The following is a 17,218-nucleotide window of genomic DNA, read 5'->3' as shown; positions in this document are numbered from 1 at the left end:
GTTGGGATAAATGTTAGTTAATGTGCTTAACTTATATACTTTATAACAATACCATATTGAATTTAAATCATAAAATTTTATAATTTTTATTTTTTTTAACGTTTTAATTATATTTGTCATACTTTATTGATTGATAAAAACAAAATTTTCTATCATTTTTTAACCAAATTTCATTTTTTTATGTTTGTTTTCTGTTAACACAATGTCAGTAAACTGTATCTTGATATGATTTGGGTATATACTAACAAAACTATAAATGCATATTGGATTATTATTTGATGCTTATTGTTTTCTATATTGCGTCGATTATTGCGGTGTTTGCCGGTATAAAAGCAATTAGTTGCTTACGTGTTGATAAGGCTCTTTTGTACTTTATGGTTTCGCTTTTTTCTTCGGCCTTAATATTTATTTTGCTTGATGCATATTTTTCTGTTGTTTTATACATTTTATTATTTATTGCCGGCACAGTGACTTTGTTTCTATCTGTTGCCATTGTATTGCGAATTCGTATAGATAATGTTGAAAATAGAAAACGAGGTATCAGCCCTAAAATTTGGTTAGGGCCTTTAGTGTTAGCATTTATTTTACTCGTTGTTCTTATTTATGGTGTAGTTAGTACTGACTATTCACAGATCAATGAGTCGCATGAATTGATGCACGAAATGTCAGTATATGCTTACATTTTGATATCTGAACTCGCTGGTTTTTTATTATTAGGTGCAATTGTGATCTCTTATCATTTTATGCATCGACTCTTGTCGGAGAAGTAATATGATTCCTCTTATGTATAGCCTTATTCTTGCCTCAATTTTATTTGTGATAGGTTTATTAGGGGTAATGATTCGACGTAATCTCTATTTTTTGTTGTTAAGCCTTATGATTATGAATAATGGTGCTATTGTTGCATTAGTTTCTGCAGGTAGCTATTGGCAACAATCGGAAGGAGAACTCCTTGCTATTTTAGCGGTGATTACTGTATTAGCTCAAGCTTGTGTAGGACTTGCGTTGCTTACGAAATTAATTTATCGCCGTAAAATCTTTAACATTGATTCACTGAGTGAAATGAAAGGATGAATTTACTTTACTTAACTATTATTATTCCCTTGCTGTCTTTTTTATTGCTAGTTTGCTTGGGTAGACATCTTCGACCGATTAATGTCATGATTATCGGTTTTAGTACAATGCTAATAACAAATCTTATTACTATGTTTACCTGTATTGATTTTATAAAAAACACAGTACCGGATATGTTGTTAGTGTACAGCAGACCATTATGGACTTGGTTTTCAGTTGGGGATTTTGTCGTACCTTTATCATTAACATTAGACGGTTTATCGTTAACTTTCTTAGTGATAATTGCTTTTTTGGGATTACTAATTTATTTCTTTGCGGCAAGTTATTTAACATCAAAAAAAGATGTTTATACTTTTTATGCCTATAGCAATTTATTAATCGCGAGTATGTTAACCATTATATTGGTTGATAATCTATTGGTTATGTTAATAGGTTGGGAGGGTGTAAGTATAAGTACTTACTTACTTATTGGTATCTATTATAAACAATTGCGAAATGGTTATGCTGCCGCTAAAGCTTTTGTGCTTATGCATTTAACGGATATTTTTTTAATCATTGGTGTGTTCTTACTTTATCAAACTTTAGATACCTTAAATATACGTGAGATTTTAACCCAAGCTCATGATAATTTAGCGATTGACTCCGATATTATCTTTTGGATCACATTAATGCTATTTTTAGGAGCCATTAGTAAGTCTGCTCTTTTTCCAATGCAATCTTGGTTTGTCGAAACAACATTAGCGCCAATGCCTGCGGTAGCTTTAATGCAATCATCTACAGTCATATTAGCTGGCGTATACTTGATTTTAAGATTAAGTAACTTGTTTATCATGTCTAGTGATACGTTAGACATCATGACTATTTTCGCTTCGCTGACGGTCTTATTTGCAAGCTCAATTGCTTTAGTACAAAGTGATGTTAAACGAATTGTAACTTATATTAATTTAGCTCAAATTAGTTATTTGTTTTATGCTTTTGCAACTCAAAGTTGGGGGTCATCGCTTAATTGTTTAATTAACTATGTTATAACAAGTACTTTATTAATCTTAGCATCGGCAATATTACTCAAAAAATGTCAAGGTGAGCGAAATATTAATAAACTCGGTGGACTTGCAAAATCATTTCCAGTTCTCTATGCCATATTTTTGATTATTATGTTATCGTTAAGTGCGATTCCTTGGATTTCAGCTTCATTTTATATTAAAGGTAATATTATTTGGGGATTAATGATTAAAGATCATTTAATGGCAGGAACGATAGGTTTATTAGGTATTTTGCTATCCAGTTTAAGTATTTGGCGCCTAATTTTTATAGTGTTTTATCATAAACCAAAAATTGCTGAATTTGCGAAAACTAAATGGATTAGTTATTGTCCAATTTTTATCTTACTCATATTTGCGACGGCCATTTTTATCTATTTCCCAATACCGACTCAAAATATTATTCCAATTGCCAAACTGGATACTAATAGTCAGCTATCGTTTCAATTATTATTAGCAGCCGTAACCATATTAAGCTTTGTTATTGCTTATATTTTTTATGCGCACCCAAATAGTGAAGTACAAGAGGTATTAAATACGCCAATGGTTAAATTTATTGTAAGATTATGTAGTTGCGATTGGCGATTTGATTATTTGCTAAGTATCATTTTTGTAAAACCTTATGTGTATTTAGCTAACATGCTTAAAAAAGATCCATTGGCGATTTGGGATAATTGGATTATGTTGGGCATAAAAAAAATAAACTCATATATTGTCAGCTTAGAAAATGGGCATATTCGATGGTATATGGTATCTATTGTTATAGGTAGCATTATTATATTAATGTTGCTGATTTTTATTTAATAAAGGTGTAATCATTCATGTTGTTATGGCTTGTTTTTTTACCTGTTATAGGTGGATTTATTAGTTGGTTATGCCATGTATTTTTATTGCGGATTGTAAGATCCTCTCGAATGGTATCGCGTTGGTATCAATTACCGATGCTTATTGCTTTCATAACCGTTTTTATAACTTTATTGCTATCACTTAGTTTATGGCAAGAGGGGATAGCTGTTTTACAACAAGGCAATAATTGGAAAAAAGAAGTTAATATTGAGTGGATTCCTTTGCTTAATATTCACTTTCATTTAGTCTTAGATGGCTTATCACTAGTTTTAATTACCTCAACTCTATTTATTGTGTTACTAACGATTGGTTATTCAAGCAAAGAAAGCCCTAATAATTTTGGTTTATTTTATTTATGCATTTTATTTATGACATCTGCCATTATGATGTTATTTGTCATAACTGATCTATTTTTAATATTCTTCTTTTGGGAAGCAGTGGCAATCCCGATCTATTTCCTAATTTCTTTATGGGGAAGGCGAGACTCAAATTCTCAATTACGTTTTAATGGAGCAAGTAAATTTTTAATTTATACACAAATTAGTAGTTTACTGATGTTAATTTCAATTGTCTCATTAGCTTTAATTAATTGGACTTTATCTGGTCATTGGACATTTGATTACCAAGAACTAACCAAAACACCTATTTCAAGTTATACTGAATTTATGTTAATGTTAGGTTTTTTAGCTGCCTTTATTATACGTATTCCGTTTGTACCTTTTCATAGCTGGTTTATTGATGCACACATTGAATCATCAACTACTGGCTCAATGATGATAAGTGGATTATTACTCACAACCTCGACATTCGGCTTGTTACGTATTGTTATTCCACTTTTTCCTAATGCTTCTGTTATGATTATGCCGTTAATTATGATAATGGCACTCCTTACGGTTATCTACTCGGCATTACTGACATTTATTCAAACCGACATTAAAAAATTAATTGCTTATGTACATATCGCTTTGATGGGATTTGTAACTGCAATTATCTATAGTGGTTCTGTTATTGCTTATCAAGGCATTGTAATACAAATGATTGCTATTAATTTAGTTATCGTTGGCATGTTCATGATTAGTGGCTTGTTAGTAGAATGTTATTCAACACGCAACATTAATCAATTTACGGGTCTTAAACAACAAGTACGCTATATATCTTCCTTCACTTTATTTTTTATGTTAGCAATTTTAGGTATTCCAGGTACAGCTAATTTTGTTGGAAATTATATGATGTTGCTTGGCAGTTATTCATCTTTTTCATCTTATACAATTTTGCTTGTTGTTGGTTTATTACTATTGTCTATTTCTTTTATTATTCGGATGCAACCTATATTTTATGGCATTGTTGAAAAAAGCTGTGTAACAAAGCATCAACTTGGTAAAAGAGATCTTTTGCTACTTGCTAGTGTATTTATTGTACTTGTTTTTATTGGCTTATATCCGCAAATAGTTTTAGATATGTCTTATTCTGTGGTGAATCAAACACAGCAAAATATAACTGCAGAACGAGTTGGAGAGTAATAACTTATGATAGCATTATCGCCTATATTTGTAATAAGCTTGACTATCATTGTTTTGCTTATCTTATTAGCTTCCTTAAAAATAAATACAAAAATATGCGCCTTGACAACCATATGTGGTTTAGGATGTGCTTTAGCTTGTGCCGTCATTATTGGATACAATATTTCATCTAGCACCCAAATGATTACTAATATTAGTAATGATAATATGCAAATGTCAGATAATTCTGATACATCAATTCAAGACGCTGTGCCTTCAAATGAGGAAACTATTGCCGTAGATGCTGTGCCAACTGAAACTGGTATCTCGTCTAGTGAAAATAGTGTTAATACGCAAATTGATACCAAAAATGAAGGTAATAATACCGAAATTAATACTAATTCAGGAACCAACACAAATACTGAACCTAGTACTAACATTAATAGCGAAACTAATACTAATTCAGGAACCAACACAAATAGTGAACCTAGTACTAACACTAATGGAGAAACTAATACTAATTCAGGGACTGACGCTAATACTGAATCTAGTACTAACACTAATGGAGAAACTGGTACTAATACTGTAACGAACGCTAATACCGAAGTGAGTACTCCTGCTGAAAGTAATGCTAATACTGATGCGACGACTATGACGGTTGATAGCAATAAAAATGATATCAATCCACAAACAGATTCTTCTGAAGCATACTGGAAAGCTCGTCAAATCACTGCACTTTTTACCTGTGATGGTTATGGATTATTATATACTAGCTTAATTTTAATTATAGCCATTACCGTATCTTGTTTGGCCTATCGTTGGTTTGTACAAGAGCATTTACATCATGGTCTTTTTTACGTCATTTTATTGTTTATGACCTTGGGTGGTATAACGCTTGTGTATGCTAGCCATTTAATTTCATTCTTTATTGGTATTGAATTGCTTTCAATACCTTTTGTCGGATTAATAGGGTATCAATATATTCAAACGCACTCCTTAGAAGCCGCCGTTAAATATATGATTTTATCGGCTGTGGCGAGTGCATTTTTATTGATGGGAATTGCCTTTTATTATGCAACAACAGGCGAGCTTACTTTTAGTGGTTTAAGTTATCAACTCTCAACGATGTCTTATCCAAGTAATTTATTACTAATGGGAGTTTGTTTAATGCTCGTTGGTATAGGCTTTAAATTATCATTGGTTCCATTCCAGCTTTGGTTGCCTGATGTTTATCAAGGTGCGCCTACTGTTGTGGCTTTACTATTATCAACAGTTGGTAAAGTTGCATTATTCTGTGCTATTGCAAGATTGTTTTTATTGGCGCCGATTGTTAATAATGAAACCATTCGTATGATTTTGGTCATCATGGCCTTTTTGTCTATTTTATGGGGTAATTTAGTTGCGTTAATGCAAACCAGTTTGAAACGGTTGCTTGCTTACTCCTCAATTGCACATTTCGGGTATTTATTGATCGCTTTAATCTCTGTTCAATATCAAGTGCTTGCTTTAGAAACCATTGGCGTCTATTTGATCGGTTATATTTTGGCAAACATCTGTATTTTGGGTGTTATTAGTCTAGAGTCTCATTCAAACGAGCTGCAAGATCATGAAAACGAAGTTGACCTCTCAGGTCTATTTTGGCGTAGACCGATATTAGCATTAACCATGGGAATAGGTTTATTATCATTAGCGGGGGTTCCGCTTACGGCAGGCTTTGTAGGTAGATTTTTACTGGTATTATTAGGTGTCACTGCGGAATTGTGGTGGTTGATAGCCGCTGTAGTAATAGGTAGTGCATTAGGACTCTATTTCTATGCACGTTTGATAATCAATCTTTATATCAGACCAACTTATCGCGATGATCAATTGCTAAACAATCCAGTAATTAAGTTGAAATGGCAAGATATAAAAACAAGTGAACTTATTATTGGTTTATCTGCACTATTAATTTTGATTTGCGGCATTTATCCAAAATGGTTATTCAACTTGGTAAGCATGGCGCAATACTTAACAACCTAATAAACACGTTTCCGCCTTCATTATTATGTTGGCGGAATTATCATGATATTATCCAATATAGAACGCTATTTTTTATACTTAAACGTATAGTGAATCTGAAACTTCTTGACAAGAAATAGTTAATAACAGATTTGTTTCTTGTGTTATAATTCTGACCTTTAATATTTTATTTGAATCAAGAGGACCTGTATGGACTTTTTAATCTCTAATGCTTATGCTGCTGATGGCGCTACAGTTGAAAATAATCCTTATTTCTTACCTATCATGTTAGTTGTATTTGGTTTGTTTTTCTATTTTATGATTATGCGCCCACAACAAAAACGTGCTAAAGCTCATCGTGACTTAATGGCTGCTATTTCTAAAGGTGATGAAGTATTAACTAACGGTGGACTTATTGGTCGAGTAGCGAAAGTTAACGAAAATGGTTATATTGCGTTAGAATTAAATGATTCAACTCAAGTTGTGATCAAACGTGACTTTATCACATCTGTTTTACCAAAAGGGACAATGAAATCACTATAATAGTGTGTTTCCTATTATAGTTCATTGTGTTAATTACCTAATCCCACAAGAGAATACGTCGTGTTAAATCGCTATCCTTTGTGGAAGTACATTATGTTGGTCGTCGTGATTTGCGTCGGCCTTCTTTATGCACTTCCAAATATTTATGGTGAAGATCCTGCTATACAGATTTCTGGTTCAAATACTTCTGACATTGATATTACCACACAAGATAAAATCAGAAAAATTTTGGCAGATAATCACATTGAAACCAAATCATTTGTTTTTGAAAATAAATCTGTCTTAATCCGTGTTGGTGATAACGATACCCAGCTAAAAGCTAAAGAGCTGATTTCCAAAGAGCTAGGTGACGCTTATATTGTTGCTTTGAATTTGGCACCAGCAACACCAAAATGGCTTACTGTATTAGGTGCAGAGCCGATGAAACTCGGTTTAGACTTACGAGGTGGTGTTCACTTCTTAATGGAAGTTGATATGACCACTGCATTAAGTAAACTCACTGAACAATCCATCGAAAATTTAAAATTTGAGTTTAATAATAGCAAATTAAAATATAAAGCACTTAATAAAGACGGTAACCAACAAATTGTCATACAATTTGATAATACCGAAGACCGTAACAAAGCCATTACTAAGATCAATGGCCTCCCAGATTTCAAACTTATCTCTCAAACTGAAAACAGTATTACTTTAAGCGTTAGTGAACAACGATTACAACAAGCTAAAAATGATGCTGTTCAACAAAATACAACCATTTTACGTAATCGTGTAAATCAATTAGGTGTGGCTGAACCGATCGTCCAACGCCAAGGTGCAGATCGAATTGTCGTTGAATTGCCTGGTATTCAAGATACAGCATTAGCTAAACGTATTTTAGGTGCAACTGCTACCCTTGAATTTAGACAAGTAAATGAAGAAAACACCGCCAATTTACCAGCCATGCTTGCAGGTGAAATGCGTGTACCTTACGGATCTGAAATCAAATATATGGAAAATGGACGTCCTGTTTTACTTTATAAACGTATCGTTTTAACGGGAGATCATATTACCGACTCGACGTTCAGAGTTAATGAATATGGTCAACCAGAAGTTTCCATTACCCTTGATAGTTCAGGTGGTAAGGCAATGTTAAACTTCACTCAAAAAAATATTCACAAAGCAATGGCTACATTATTTGTTGAATATAAAGATACCGGCAAACGTGATGAAAATGATAAACCGATTCTTGAAAAACAAGAACGAGTTATTAACGTTGCGACAATTCAAGGTATTTTTAGTGAACGATTCCAAGTAACGGGCATTAGTAGCGTTGATCAAGCTAAAAACTTATCCCTATTATTAAGAGCAGGGGCACTGATTGCACCAATTCAAATTATTGAAGAACGTACAGTTGGGCCATCAATGGGACAAGAGAACATTACACAAGGTTTAGAATCTTGCGTATGGGGCTTATTAGTTTCTGTTATTTTTATGTTAGTTATGTATCGTTTGTTTGGTGTATTTGCAAGCCTTGCATTAGTCGCTAATCTTATTTTAATTGTCGGAATCATGTCCCTATTGCCTGGAGCCACATTGAGTATGCCAGGTATTGCTGGAATAGTATTAACGGTCGGTATGGCGGTTGATGCCAACGTTCTGATTAATGAGCGAATAAAAGAAGAGCTCAGTAATGGTCGTGGTGTTCAACATGCAATTAATGAAGGATATGCAGGAGCTTGGAGCAGTATATTTGATGCTAACCTAACTACATTAATTACTGCGATTATCCTTTATGCCGTCGGTACAGGGTCAATCAAAGGTTTTGCGATAACATTGGGTATAGGTATCATTACATCAATGTTTACATCGATTGTAGGTACTCGTGCATTAGCCAATCTTATTTATGGCGGTCGCCGTGTTAATAAGTTATCAATTTAGAGGTTTATTGTGACTGTTAATAAAAATGAAAATCATGATGTAAGAGAATTGAATCATGGCCGCAGAGTCCTCGACTTTTTAAAATTTGGCTTTGTTGCTTTTGTTATCTCAATGTTATTGGTAGTGGCATCATTTGTTATTATCTTTGTTAAAGGTTTTAATCTTGGACAAGATTTTACAGGTGGTACGACTGTTGAAATAACCGTGACCAAAGACGTTAATCTTGATGATCTACGTAATAGTTTGCGTAATGCGGGTTATCATGAACCGATTGTACAATACTATGGTAGCAGTAAAGATATTATCATTCGATTACCTTCCGCCAAACAAGAGGACGATGATACATCATCAGTAATCGATAATGCATTAGGTACAAAAATTTCTAATTTAATACATAAAGAAATTGATGAAGATGCACAAATTAAACGAATTGAATTTGTTGGACCAACGGTTGGTGCTGAACTTGCTCAAGATGGTATTTTGGCAATTTGTGCAGCATTAGTTTGTATTCTAATTTATATCGCATTTCGTTTTGAATGGCGATTTGGTACTGGTGCTGTAGTTGCATTAGCGCATGATGTTGTAATAACTGCTGGGTATTTATCACTGTTTGAACGTGAATTAGATCTAACAATTATTGCGGCGATGCTATCAATAATAGGTTATTCACTTAATGATACCATTGTGGTATTCGATCGAATTCGTGAAAACTTTAGAAAAATACGTCGAGCATCACCTTACGATGTTATTAACATTTCTTTGACTCAGACATTGCATCGAACCTTAATGACATCAGGTACAACGCTTGCTGTGGTTGTTATCCTTTATATTTTTGGTGGATCTATGTTGAAAGGCTTCTCAGAAACACTAGGAGTTGGTATTGTACTTGGAACGATTTCATCGATTTATGTGGCTGCGTACATGTCACTTAAACTAGGTGTTAAACGTGAGCACTTTATGCCTCCAAAAATAGAGGCTGAAGGCGCCGATCAACCTTCAATATTACCTTAAACCCATATTCTGCCACACTTATTGTGGCAGAATTTTTTTGATTAATTATCAGACAAATAAAATCAAATAGATTGACACTTAATCTTTAGTTGCATATCATTACCCGAAGTTTCTACCTTTCTATTGGGGCCATAGCTCAGCTGGGAGAGCGCAACGCTGGCAGCGTTGAGGTCAGGGGTTCGATCCCCCTTGGCTCCACCAATTCAATAAACAGTAACATTCTTTTAAACCCAACAAAGTACACCAAACCCAGTAATAACAAGCCTTAAAGTCTATTTTATTGCCCATTAAGTATCAGTAAGGTACATTTACAACCATAATTTTTAGGTATATGCTTAGGTATACAGACGCAATATACTTATATATCGTATACCTAAAATAATTATGGCAAGGAAAACACATCCATTAACAGACACCCAAATAAAAGCAGCCAAACCAAGAGATAAAGATTACTCTTTATTTGATGGCGGTGGTATGTATCTCTTAGTTAAATCGAATAATTCTAAAATCTGGCGTTTTAAGTATACGCGTCCATATACCAAAAAGGGCGCATTAATTAGCTTCGGTAGTTATCCTGAGGTTTCACTACAGCAAGCGCGAAAACAACGAGATGAAGCGCGAGAATTAATAAAGCAAGGTGTAGATCCTCAAGAGCACAAAGCAGAACAAGAACAACGTAAGCATGACGAAATTACTAGCACCTTTAAAAAGGTAGCCGCTGATTGGTTTAAAGTTAAAAGTGGCAAAGGACTAACTGAAAGCACCTTAAAAAGAACGTGGGAATCGTTAGAGTTACATTTATTTCCTTATATTGGTGATAAATCAATCTTTAAATTAAAAGCAAAAGAATTTATTAAGGCCATGGAGCCACTAAGAGCTAATGGTAAATTAGAAACAATTAAAAGACTTTGCCAACGTATCAATGAGATTATGTTTTATGCGGTGAATATAGGCTTGATTGATGCTAACCCAGCAGCCAAGATAAAAGATGCTTTTGAAAGCCCTATAAAAGGGCAAATGCCAACAATAAACGCGCAAGAGCTGCCCCAATTTATGCAATCCCTTGCTATGGCCAGAATCGAATTACAAACGCGTTGCTTGATTGAATGGCAATTATTAACAATGACACGCCCAAATGAAGCGGTAGGGGCAAAATGGCAAGAGATTGATCTAGACAATTGCTTATGGGTTATTCCTGCCGAAAAAATGAAAATGAGGCGAGAGCATACTATTACACTCAATAAGCAGGCTATGGCTATATTATCAATTATGAAGCCTATAAGTGGGCATAGAGAGCATATATTCCCAAGTATGAAACCGCCTTATACAACCCCGATGAATAGTAGTACTGCTAACATGGCAATAAAGCGCATGGGATATAAAGATAAGCTTGTTGCGCATGGCTTAAGAGCTTTAGCAAGCACGATATTAAATGAGCAAGGCTTTGACCCTAATATTATTGAAGCGGCACTAGCCCATGTTGATACTAATAGCGTCAGGCGAGCCTATAACCGTGCTACTTACCTAGAACAGCGCAGAATTATGCTTGACTGGTGGGGTGACTTTGTCGAGCAAGCAAGCCAAGGAAATGTCTCACTATCAGGTAACCGCAATTTAAAGCTAGTTAATCATTAACCATATCGCGCTATTCATACCGTGCCTCATATTTGGGTTACATACTTCAATTCTCCATAATAACCACTCCTCATATCTGAGGGGTGCTTTTTAAAATGTCACCCTTTATTTACCCAGTCATTAGGCTGTTTTTATGCTTACCTCCCCATAATCTTAAACTTTTAATATAAAGTGTTCACTACTATTCACCAATCTAATATTAATTTATATATATCAATATATTATATACTTATTATATATATTTTTTGGTATTCACTAGTATTCACTACTGTTCACTACTATACACATTTAAAAATAATCTTGATCCTGTAATTAACTAATTGAAATATAAAAATATTTATATAGCGTTATTTTATAATTAAAATAATTATTAATCATAATGTTAAGTTAGGGTGATTTTAAGGTTGATCCAGGGCTATTATTGGAGGAAAAGAATAAATGCTCTATGGTGATTTCCACCATGCAGGTATTACATTTGCAATCTGCTAAAAAGTCAGCAGGTTTATTACATTTATTCGAGTTACTCAACCATAGCTATTTGGTTACCCATTTAGTAATAGCGAGCAAAAAAATTATTTCAATTCGCGGTTATACGTATAAATGGGGACGGGTGATTTTTAGGATGCTTCGTTATGAACTTTTGACCCACCCTCCCAGCTATAAGGATTGTCACTGTGTGAAAAGAAACCAATATTTATAAGCTGTAAAGATTTTATTGATATCACTATGGGTACAAAAAGCACCAAAAAGCCCTGTTGTAAAGATATTTTTAAAATTCTTCTCTTGGCTAGGTTATAGTTCCTTGAGTCCATAAAAACAGAGCGCAATTTTGCGCCCTTTGATTTTATTGATAAAAAGGCAATAGATAACTTAGCAGTAATTTCTTACATTCATTTACACAAAAAATCAGACTAACACGGCTATATTGTATAAACTATAGACATATTCACAATGGATATAAAGACAATGTGAGGAGGTAGTATGAGTAAGCAAGTAGCTATTTTGGGTGATGCAACTAATTATGGTGGTAGGATTATCACCGCGTCAGGTCAGGGGTATAGTGATGGCGAGGGCATCGCTCTATTAGGTGATTTGGCTTCCTGTCCTAAATGCAATAGCACAGGCAGAATTATAGAGGGAGCAGACAACTTTATTATCGACGGTAAACCCGTTGCCTATGATGGTTGTATTGTTGCGTGTAAATGCTCGCCAGTTGGTGGCCATAGGATTTTAGCGTTAAAAAGCACTATGTACGTTGGGGTTAGTGGTGGCTCTGTTCAATCTAATTCGTTTACAGGCAATCAAAAACAATTGAGTTCCACGAATGATGACGAAAACAATTTAATTAGAATTGATGCACGCCGTCTCTTACAATGTGCTGATGAGTTATGCGAAAAACATCTATATCATGATGATATTAAGCAGGCGTTCAAGCAAGAAGTCGAAGTATTTGCTAATGATATTGTTGAGCAAGTAGACAGTGGCGCTATGACGTATGAGCAAGGCGCGGGGAAAATCAAGGAAGAAGAAAAAAGTCTTAGCGAACAATCAAGAGAATGGATAATAAGAGGATTGTCCATTTTTGGTGGTTTAGCTATGATTGCAACTGGTGCGGCTATGTGCACAACTGGGATCGGTTGTGTAATTGGTGCATATGTTGGCGCTCATGGTTTGAACAGCATACAGGAGGGCGTAACTGGTCAGGACGGTTTTTTGAAATCCACCTATCAGGCAGCAGCTCGGGAATTAGGTATGTCTGAGTCAGTAGGAACGCTGGTTTATGATTTGGTTGATATAGGAATATCTGTGCGTGGCAAACTCAAACTAGTACCTAAAAAGGATGAACTTGGAACACCAATAAAAAAATTATGGCATTACGGGCGGCAGGATTTAGTTAGACATTATACGCAAATGAAAAAGTTAGCGCTGGCAGGTGAAGTAGCCGTTGATATAGCCTCATTGTCCAGCATTTTTAATGACGTTAAAAATGTTTTCTTTTATAATAAAGAAACTGATGAGCCCGCGCTAGTTGTTCCTGAGTCTGAAACAATTACAAATGTGCGGAATTTAGCGGATAGCTGTCAAATAGTTATAGTCATCACATTTGCTGATGAAGAGCCGCCGCACTATTATTTATGTACGCGCCCTAACGGTGAACAATATAAAATTCAATAATATAAAGGATTAAAAATGTTCATTATCTTTATTTATTATTTTTTATCTATAGCCACTTTGTGCGCCTGCTATTATTTCCGCCGTTCTCGTTTCACTGAAAAGGATTATAAATATAACAAACCGTTAAGGTGGAAGCGAAGACTTCTGATAATCTGGTCGTATTTGTTAGCGGGAACGCACGCAAGTATTCTTATGGGAACAGGTTTCTTCCGTGACGTAGAAAATGATTTTATAATATTTTCAGCTGAATTTTTTCTAATTGCATATATATTTGCGGTATGTTGGGTAGAAGATATCATACATCCTTTTGATAAAAAGAAAAAATAGTAAAGATAGCGAATCGGAATAATGTTTATCATTTTTATTTATTATTTTTTATCTATAGCCACTTTGTGCGCCTGCTATTATTTCCGCCGTTCTCGTTTTACGGAAAAGGATTATAAATACAACAAACCATTAAAATGGACTCGACGTATTCTGATAATTTGGATGTATTTGCTAGGAGGAATACACTGTAGTATTTGTGCTAGAAAAAATTTTTTTCGTGATTTGCACAACGATTTTATTATTGCGTCTGCTATATTTTTTCTAATTGCATATATAGTTGCTATAGGTCGGTTAGAAAACATCACGTATTCTTTCAATAAAAAGAAAAAATAGCAATCGAATTAACAAACTAAAAATATTTAATCGGGAACTGCAAAAATTATGTAGTTTCGTTAAATTAAAACAGTTATCTTCATAATAAAGACAACTTACAAATCCCTTTCATGGGGTTGAATTTAAAAAGCCCGTCAAAGGGCTTACAACTATCTACTCTTTGCGTTTAAGTGACGCACGCCACTCCCCTTTTTCCATTATCACAATTTGCATTCTACTGTTGAAATCCTCTTTAGATTTCGCGTTAACTCCGCGCCCAGATTTATCAACCAGTATCAGTACAAACGGTAAATTACACTCAATGAGCGATGGAGCACCAACCGATAACTCTCTATTTTTCGTAATAAATTTATTTTTATCAATATCGAATAAATCAAATTGATAGCCTCGCAAAATAGAGTTATAGCGCAACGTCAATTTTAGATTCATATTGTATAGTGATAATGACTGCTCTGATACGTCATCTGATGTTATTTGTATAGTATGCATGTTATATATTCCTATTACCTATCCAAAAAATGGCTTTTTACCAAATAATCTTTCAAGAATCGCGCGTTTAGCTTCGCCCGTAACCTCCTGCGGCTGGACTCTGCCCAAGTTTCTAACTTTCGGTTTATGCATTTTAAAACCGTTAACCGTTTGGGTTTCGACGATAAATACCTCACGAAAAGTTATGGTGAACTCACCTGATGTATTTTGTTTTTGAGTCAGTCCGACTGACGTTATCACCATATTTTTATATTGCCGAGTATTTGTTTGTAATGTTACAGGCGTGCCGCTACGTTGTATTGCTAGCAGTTTTTCATGGGCATCACTGATACGGTCTGATGATAGATTATTGAGTAGTGGCGATTGATAATCGGGGAGAAAATCAGCAACGACATTATTAACTGTTTTTTCGATGGTCTGATTACGCGATTCATAATACCGCCTGAGCTGTTTCTCTGCCTGCTCCGTTATAGGTCTGATTTTCATTGGTAACGGATATTCAGAACCATCAACTCCGAGCAGTTTATCAATTGAAGCCGTTATTGAATCCGTTATTGAATTCTGCTTGGTTTCATAACTAACAACAATTCCGTTAACGGTGACTTCTTTAGGGTCTAAAACCGCATGGTCAGCAATATTCGCCCCGTTCTCTATCGGATTTTCTGTTACTCGTAATTTTGATGTGTGCTGCTCTACGGTGTTAATATCTAGGCTGAACGTACCAGCCTCTGTAATAATTAAACCTGTATTTGTCGCTGATTTATTTAATATAGATTGAAAGGTCATTATTCTTTCCTAAAATTTATTTTGATCCTCCAATTTTATCACGATTATTTTCATGTATATAGATACAGTGTTATAATGTATCTAACTGTATGTTAAAGTGTATTTATTACATCCGTTGATAATTAGGTGGTGTGAATGGTAAGTTTTGCCAAAATGGGGATTTTTGAACAAGCGACAAAATTACCTATGATTGAATCCAAAGAATTAGCTTTACTATTATGTGGCCTAGATCCATATATTAAGATAAAAGAAATACCACAAGATAAATTGGCTGATTTCCGCTCTTATCGAAACTATATTGAGCGTTGTCTTTCCTCGTATGGCGGGGGCTTTTATCAGAAATACTCATCAGATATTATGTTTACCATCGCTTATACTTTGATTGATGAAGAGGTCACGCCTGAGCCAGTAAAACAGCGCGCATTAAAAGCTATTATAAATATAACTGGTACGCAAAAGTGGCGAGAAACTCTTTACAAGTTGGGAGGTCAGGAATTATTAGATACAGGTACTGACCTCTCTAAAAGCCAAAGAGGGATGTATAAGAAAGATGAGGAACAAACAAATATCTATAAAATGACGGGCATGTTATTAAAGTTAATTGCCGATAAACAAAGTAACTCTTATGGAACTGCTGAAAAACCTAATATTGCAGTAATCAAAAAAGCCATAGATGAAATGGCAAAAAAACATAACTTAAATTTAGATGGTTTATCCAAATCGTCATTTTATGAAAAAGCCAAGTTGGCGCTCTCTTATACTCAAAACTAATCTTCTAATTTAAATGACCAATTGTCTAAAAGTCCGCTGGTCATTTCCGCTTTAGAAAACAATCTTCTTATTGAATATTAATATCTTTTTTATCCATTTTTCCCTTTTTTTCCTTTTTTCCCCCTAAATTGTGCCGTAAAAAATATAAAAATCTGTAAAAATTAACAAATGTTTGTAACTATCTGAATGATACTTATTGATGCTTATTGGTACTGAATGAGACTGAATGAGACCAAATGAAACTGATTATCTTAAACATAATGAAATTTTTCAACACAAAAATAAATAAAACAATGATGTATATTTTAACTTTTTTCTATGTGAGACCATTTTTTATACTGTTAGTGTGACATTGATTATTTTAATGGAACTTGATTATTTTGGCGGAATTACATTTATTTTAAAGTAATTCCTAATTTAATGGAATGCTGGGCGCTTATACAGTATCATAATGATAACCAATGATAAATAAAGGAAATAAAAGATGACAAATACAATTTTATCAAAGAAAGAAGTTAAAAAATTACTACACTTCAAATCTGACACTAGCCTCTATACGTTGGAACAGAGAGACAAAACATTCCCACAAAAGATAAGAATTGGTTTGCGTCGAGTCGGGTATCGTGCTGATGAAATTCACTCTTGGCTTGAATCTCGCAGAGTAGAACGCCGTGAGGTGGCTTAATGTTGATAAAGCAAAGCCCTTTATATCGCGAAATGATAAAGGGCTAGCGTTGGAATAATGACGCCTCCAATGATAGCCAATCTCGCGTT

General features: G+C 34.4%; 14 protein-coding genes and 1 tRNA gene. 13 read left to right on the top strand and 2 right to left on the bottom strand.

The genetic code is table 11. The features are described 5' to 3' along the window. The first annotated feature begins 278 nt into the window (after positions 1 to 278). The 11 genes from A9G17_RS05340 (at position 279) to A9G17_RS05290 (ending at position 13,738) form a co-directional block, all read left to right on the top strand. Positions 279 to 770 carry an NADH-quinone oxidoreductase subunit J family protein gene (locus A9G17_RS05340; protein ID WP_065737829.1) on the top strand — a complete coding sequence of 164 codons (492 nt, stop codon included), beginning with the start codon at positions 279 to 281 and terminating at the stop codon, positions 768 to 770. Between the two features lies 1 nt (position 771). After that, positions 772 to 1,074: an NADH-quinone oxidoreductase subunit NuoK gene (gene nuoK / locus A9G17_RS05335; RefSeq protein WP_065737828.1), complete on the top strand. Its 303-nt coding sequence runs from the start codon at positions 772 to 774 to the stop codon at positions 1,072 to 1,074. 107 nt (positions 1,075 to 1,181) lie between these two features. Then, the gene (locus A9G17_RS05330; protein WP_176714256.1) at positions 1,182 to 2,918 is read left to right on the top strand and encodes an NADH-quinone oxidoreductase subunit 5 family protein; all 1,737 of its coding nucleotides are present in this window, start codon (positions 1,182 to 1,184) and stop codon (positions 2,916 to 2,918) included. Between the two features lie 17 nt (positions 2,919 to 2,935). After that, complete coding sequence (locus A9G17_RS05325) at positions 2,936 to 4,480, top strand: complex I subunit 4 family protein (RefSeq protein ID WP_065737826.1); 1,545 nt, start codon at positions 2,936 to 2,938, stop codon at positions 4,478 to 4,480. Positions 4,481 to 4,660: 180 nt separating this feature from the next. After that, positions 4,661 to 6,478, top strand: coding sequence for an NADH-quinone oxidoreductase subunit N (nuoN, locus tag A9G17_RS05320; RefSeq protein WP_176714255.1), 1,818 nt, complete (start codon positions 4,661 to 4,663; stop codon positions 6,476 to 6,478). Between the two features lie 189 nt (positions 6,479 to 6,667). Further along, a complete protein-coding gene (yajC, locus tag A9G17_RS05315) occupies positions 6,668 to 7,000 on the top strand; it encodes a preprotein translocase subunit YajC (protein WP_065737824.1) in 333 nt (110 codons plus the stop codon). Positions 7,001 to 7,060: 60 nt separating this feature from the next. Continuing rightward, on the top strand, positions 7,061 to 8,917 hold the full coding sequence (gene secD, locus A9G17_RS05310) for a protein translocase subunit SecD (protein ID WP_081301688.1): 1,857 nt from the start codon (positions 7,061 to 7,063) through the stop codon (positions 8,915 to 8,917). A gap of 9 nt (positions 8,918 to 8,926) precedes the next feature. Beyond that, the gene (gene secF, locus A9G17_RS05305; protein WP_065737822.1) at positions 8,927 to 9,928 is read left to right on the top strand and encodes a protein translocase subunit SecF; all 1,002 of its coding nucleotides are present in this window, start codon (positions 8,927 to 8,929) and stop codon (positions 9,926 to 9,928) included. A 125-nt stretch (positions 9,929 to 10,053) separates the two neighbouring features. Then, positions 10,054 to 10,129, top strand: a tRNA-Ala gene (locus A9G17_RS05300). A gap of 183 nt (positions 10,130 to 10,312) precedes the next feature. Beyond that, positions 10,313 to 11,563, top strand: a complete 1,251-nt coding sequence (locus tag A9G17_RS05295) for an integrase domain-containing protein (RefSeq protein ID WP_065737821.1) — start codon at positions 10,313 to 10,315, stop codon at positions 11,561 to 11,563. Between the two features lie 981 nt (positions 11,564 to 12,544). Continuing rightward, entirely contained in the window at positions 12,545 to 13,738 is a 1,194-nt protein-coding gene (locus tag A9G17_RS05290; protein WP_065737820.1) for a PAAR domain-containing protein, read from the top strand. 813 nt (positions 13,739 to 14,551) lie between these two features. On the opposite strand, the gene A9G17_RS05280 is transcribed toward A9G17_RS05290, so the two are convergent. Further along, a complete protein-coding gene (locus A9G17_RS05280; protein WP_065737818.1) occupies positions 14,552 to 14,887 on the bottom strand; it encodes a phage baseplate plug family protein in 336 nt (111 codons plus the stop codon). 18 nt (positions 14,888 to 14,905) lie between these two features. Continuing rightward, complete coding sequence (locus tag A9G17_RS05275) at positions 14,906 to 15,673, bottom strand: phage baseplate protein (RefSeq protein WP_065737817.1); 768 nt, start codon at positions 15,671 to 15,673, stop codon at positions 14,906 to 14,908. Positions 15,674 to 15,808: 135 nt separating this feature from the next. On the opposite strand from A9G17_RS05275, the gene A9G17_RS05270 reads away from it, so the two are divergent. Both A9G17_RS05270 and A9G17_RS05265 read left to right on the top strand, forming a co-directional pair. After that, positions 15,809 to 16,444 (top strand): hypothetical protein, encoded by a 636-nt coding sequence (locus A9G17_RS05270; RefSeq protein WP_065737816.1) that lies wholly within the window; start codon positions 15,809 to 15,811, stop codon positions 16,442 to 16,444. Positions 16,445 to 16,928: 484 nt separating this feature from the next. Continuing rightward, a complete protein-coding gene (locus A9G17_RS05265) occupies positions 16,929 to 17,129 on the top strand; it encodes a helix-turn-helix transcriptional regulator (protein ID WP_065737815.1) in 201 nt (66 codons plus the stop codon). The last annotated feature ends 89 nt before the right edge of the window (positions 17,130 to 17,218 follow it).

This window comes from Gilliamella sp. wkB7 (assembly GCF_001693435.1).
GTDB classification, from domain to species: domain Bacteria; phylum Pseudomonadota; class Gammaproteobacteria; order Enterobacterales; family Orbaceae; genus Gilliamella; species Gilliamella apicola_N.
Note: the sequence above shows the minus strand (reverse complement) of the source record. Positions and strands in the feature narration are given on the sequence as shown.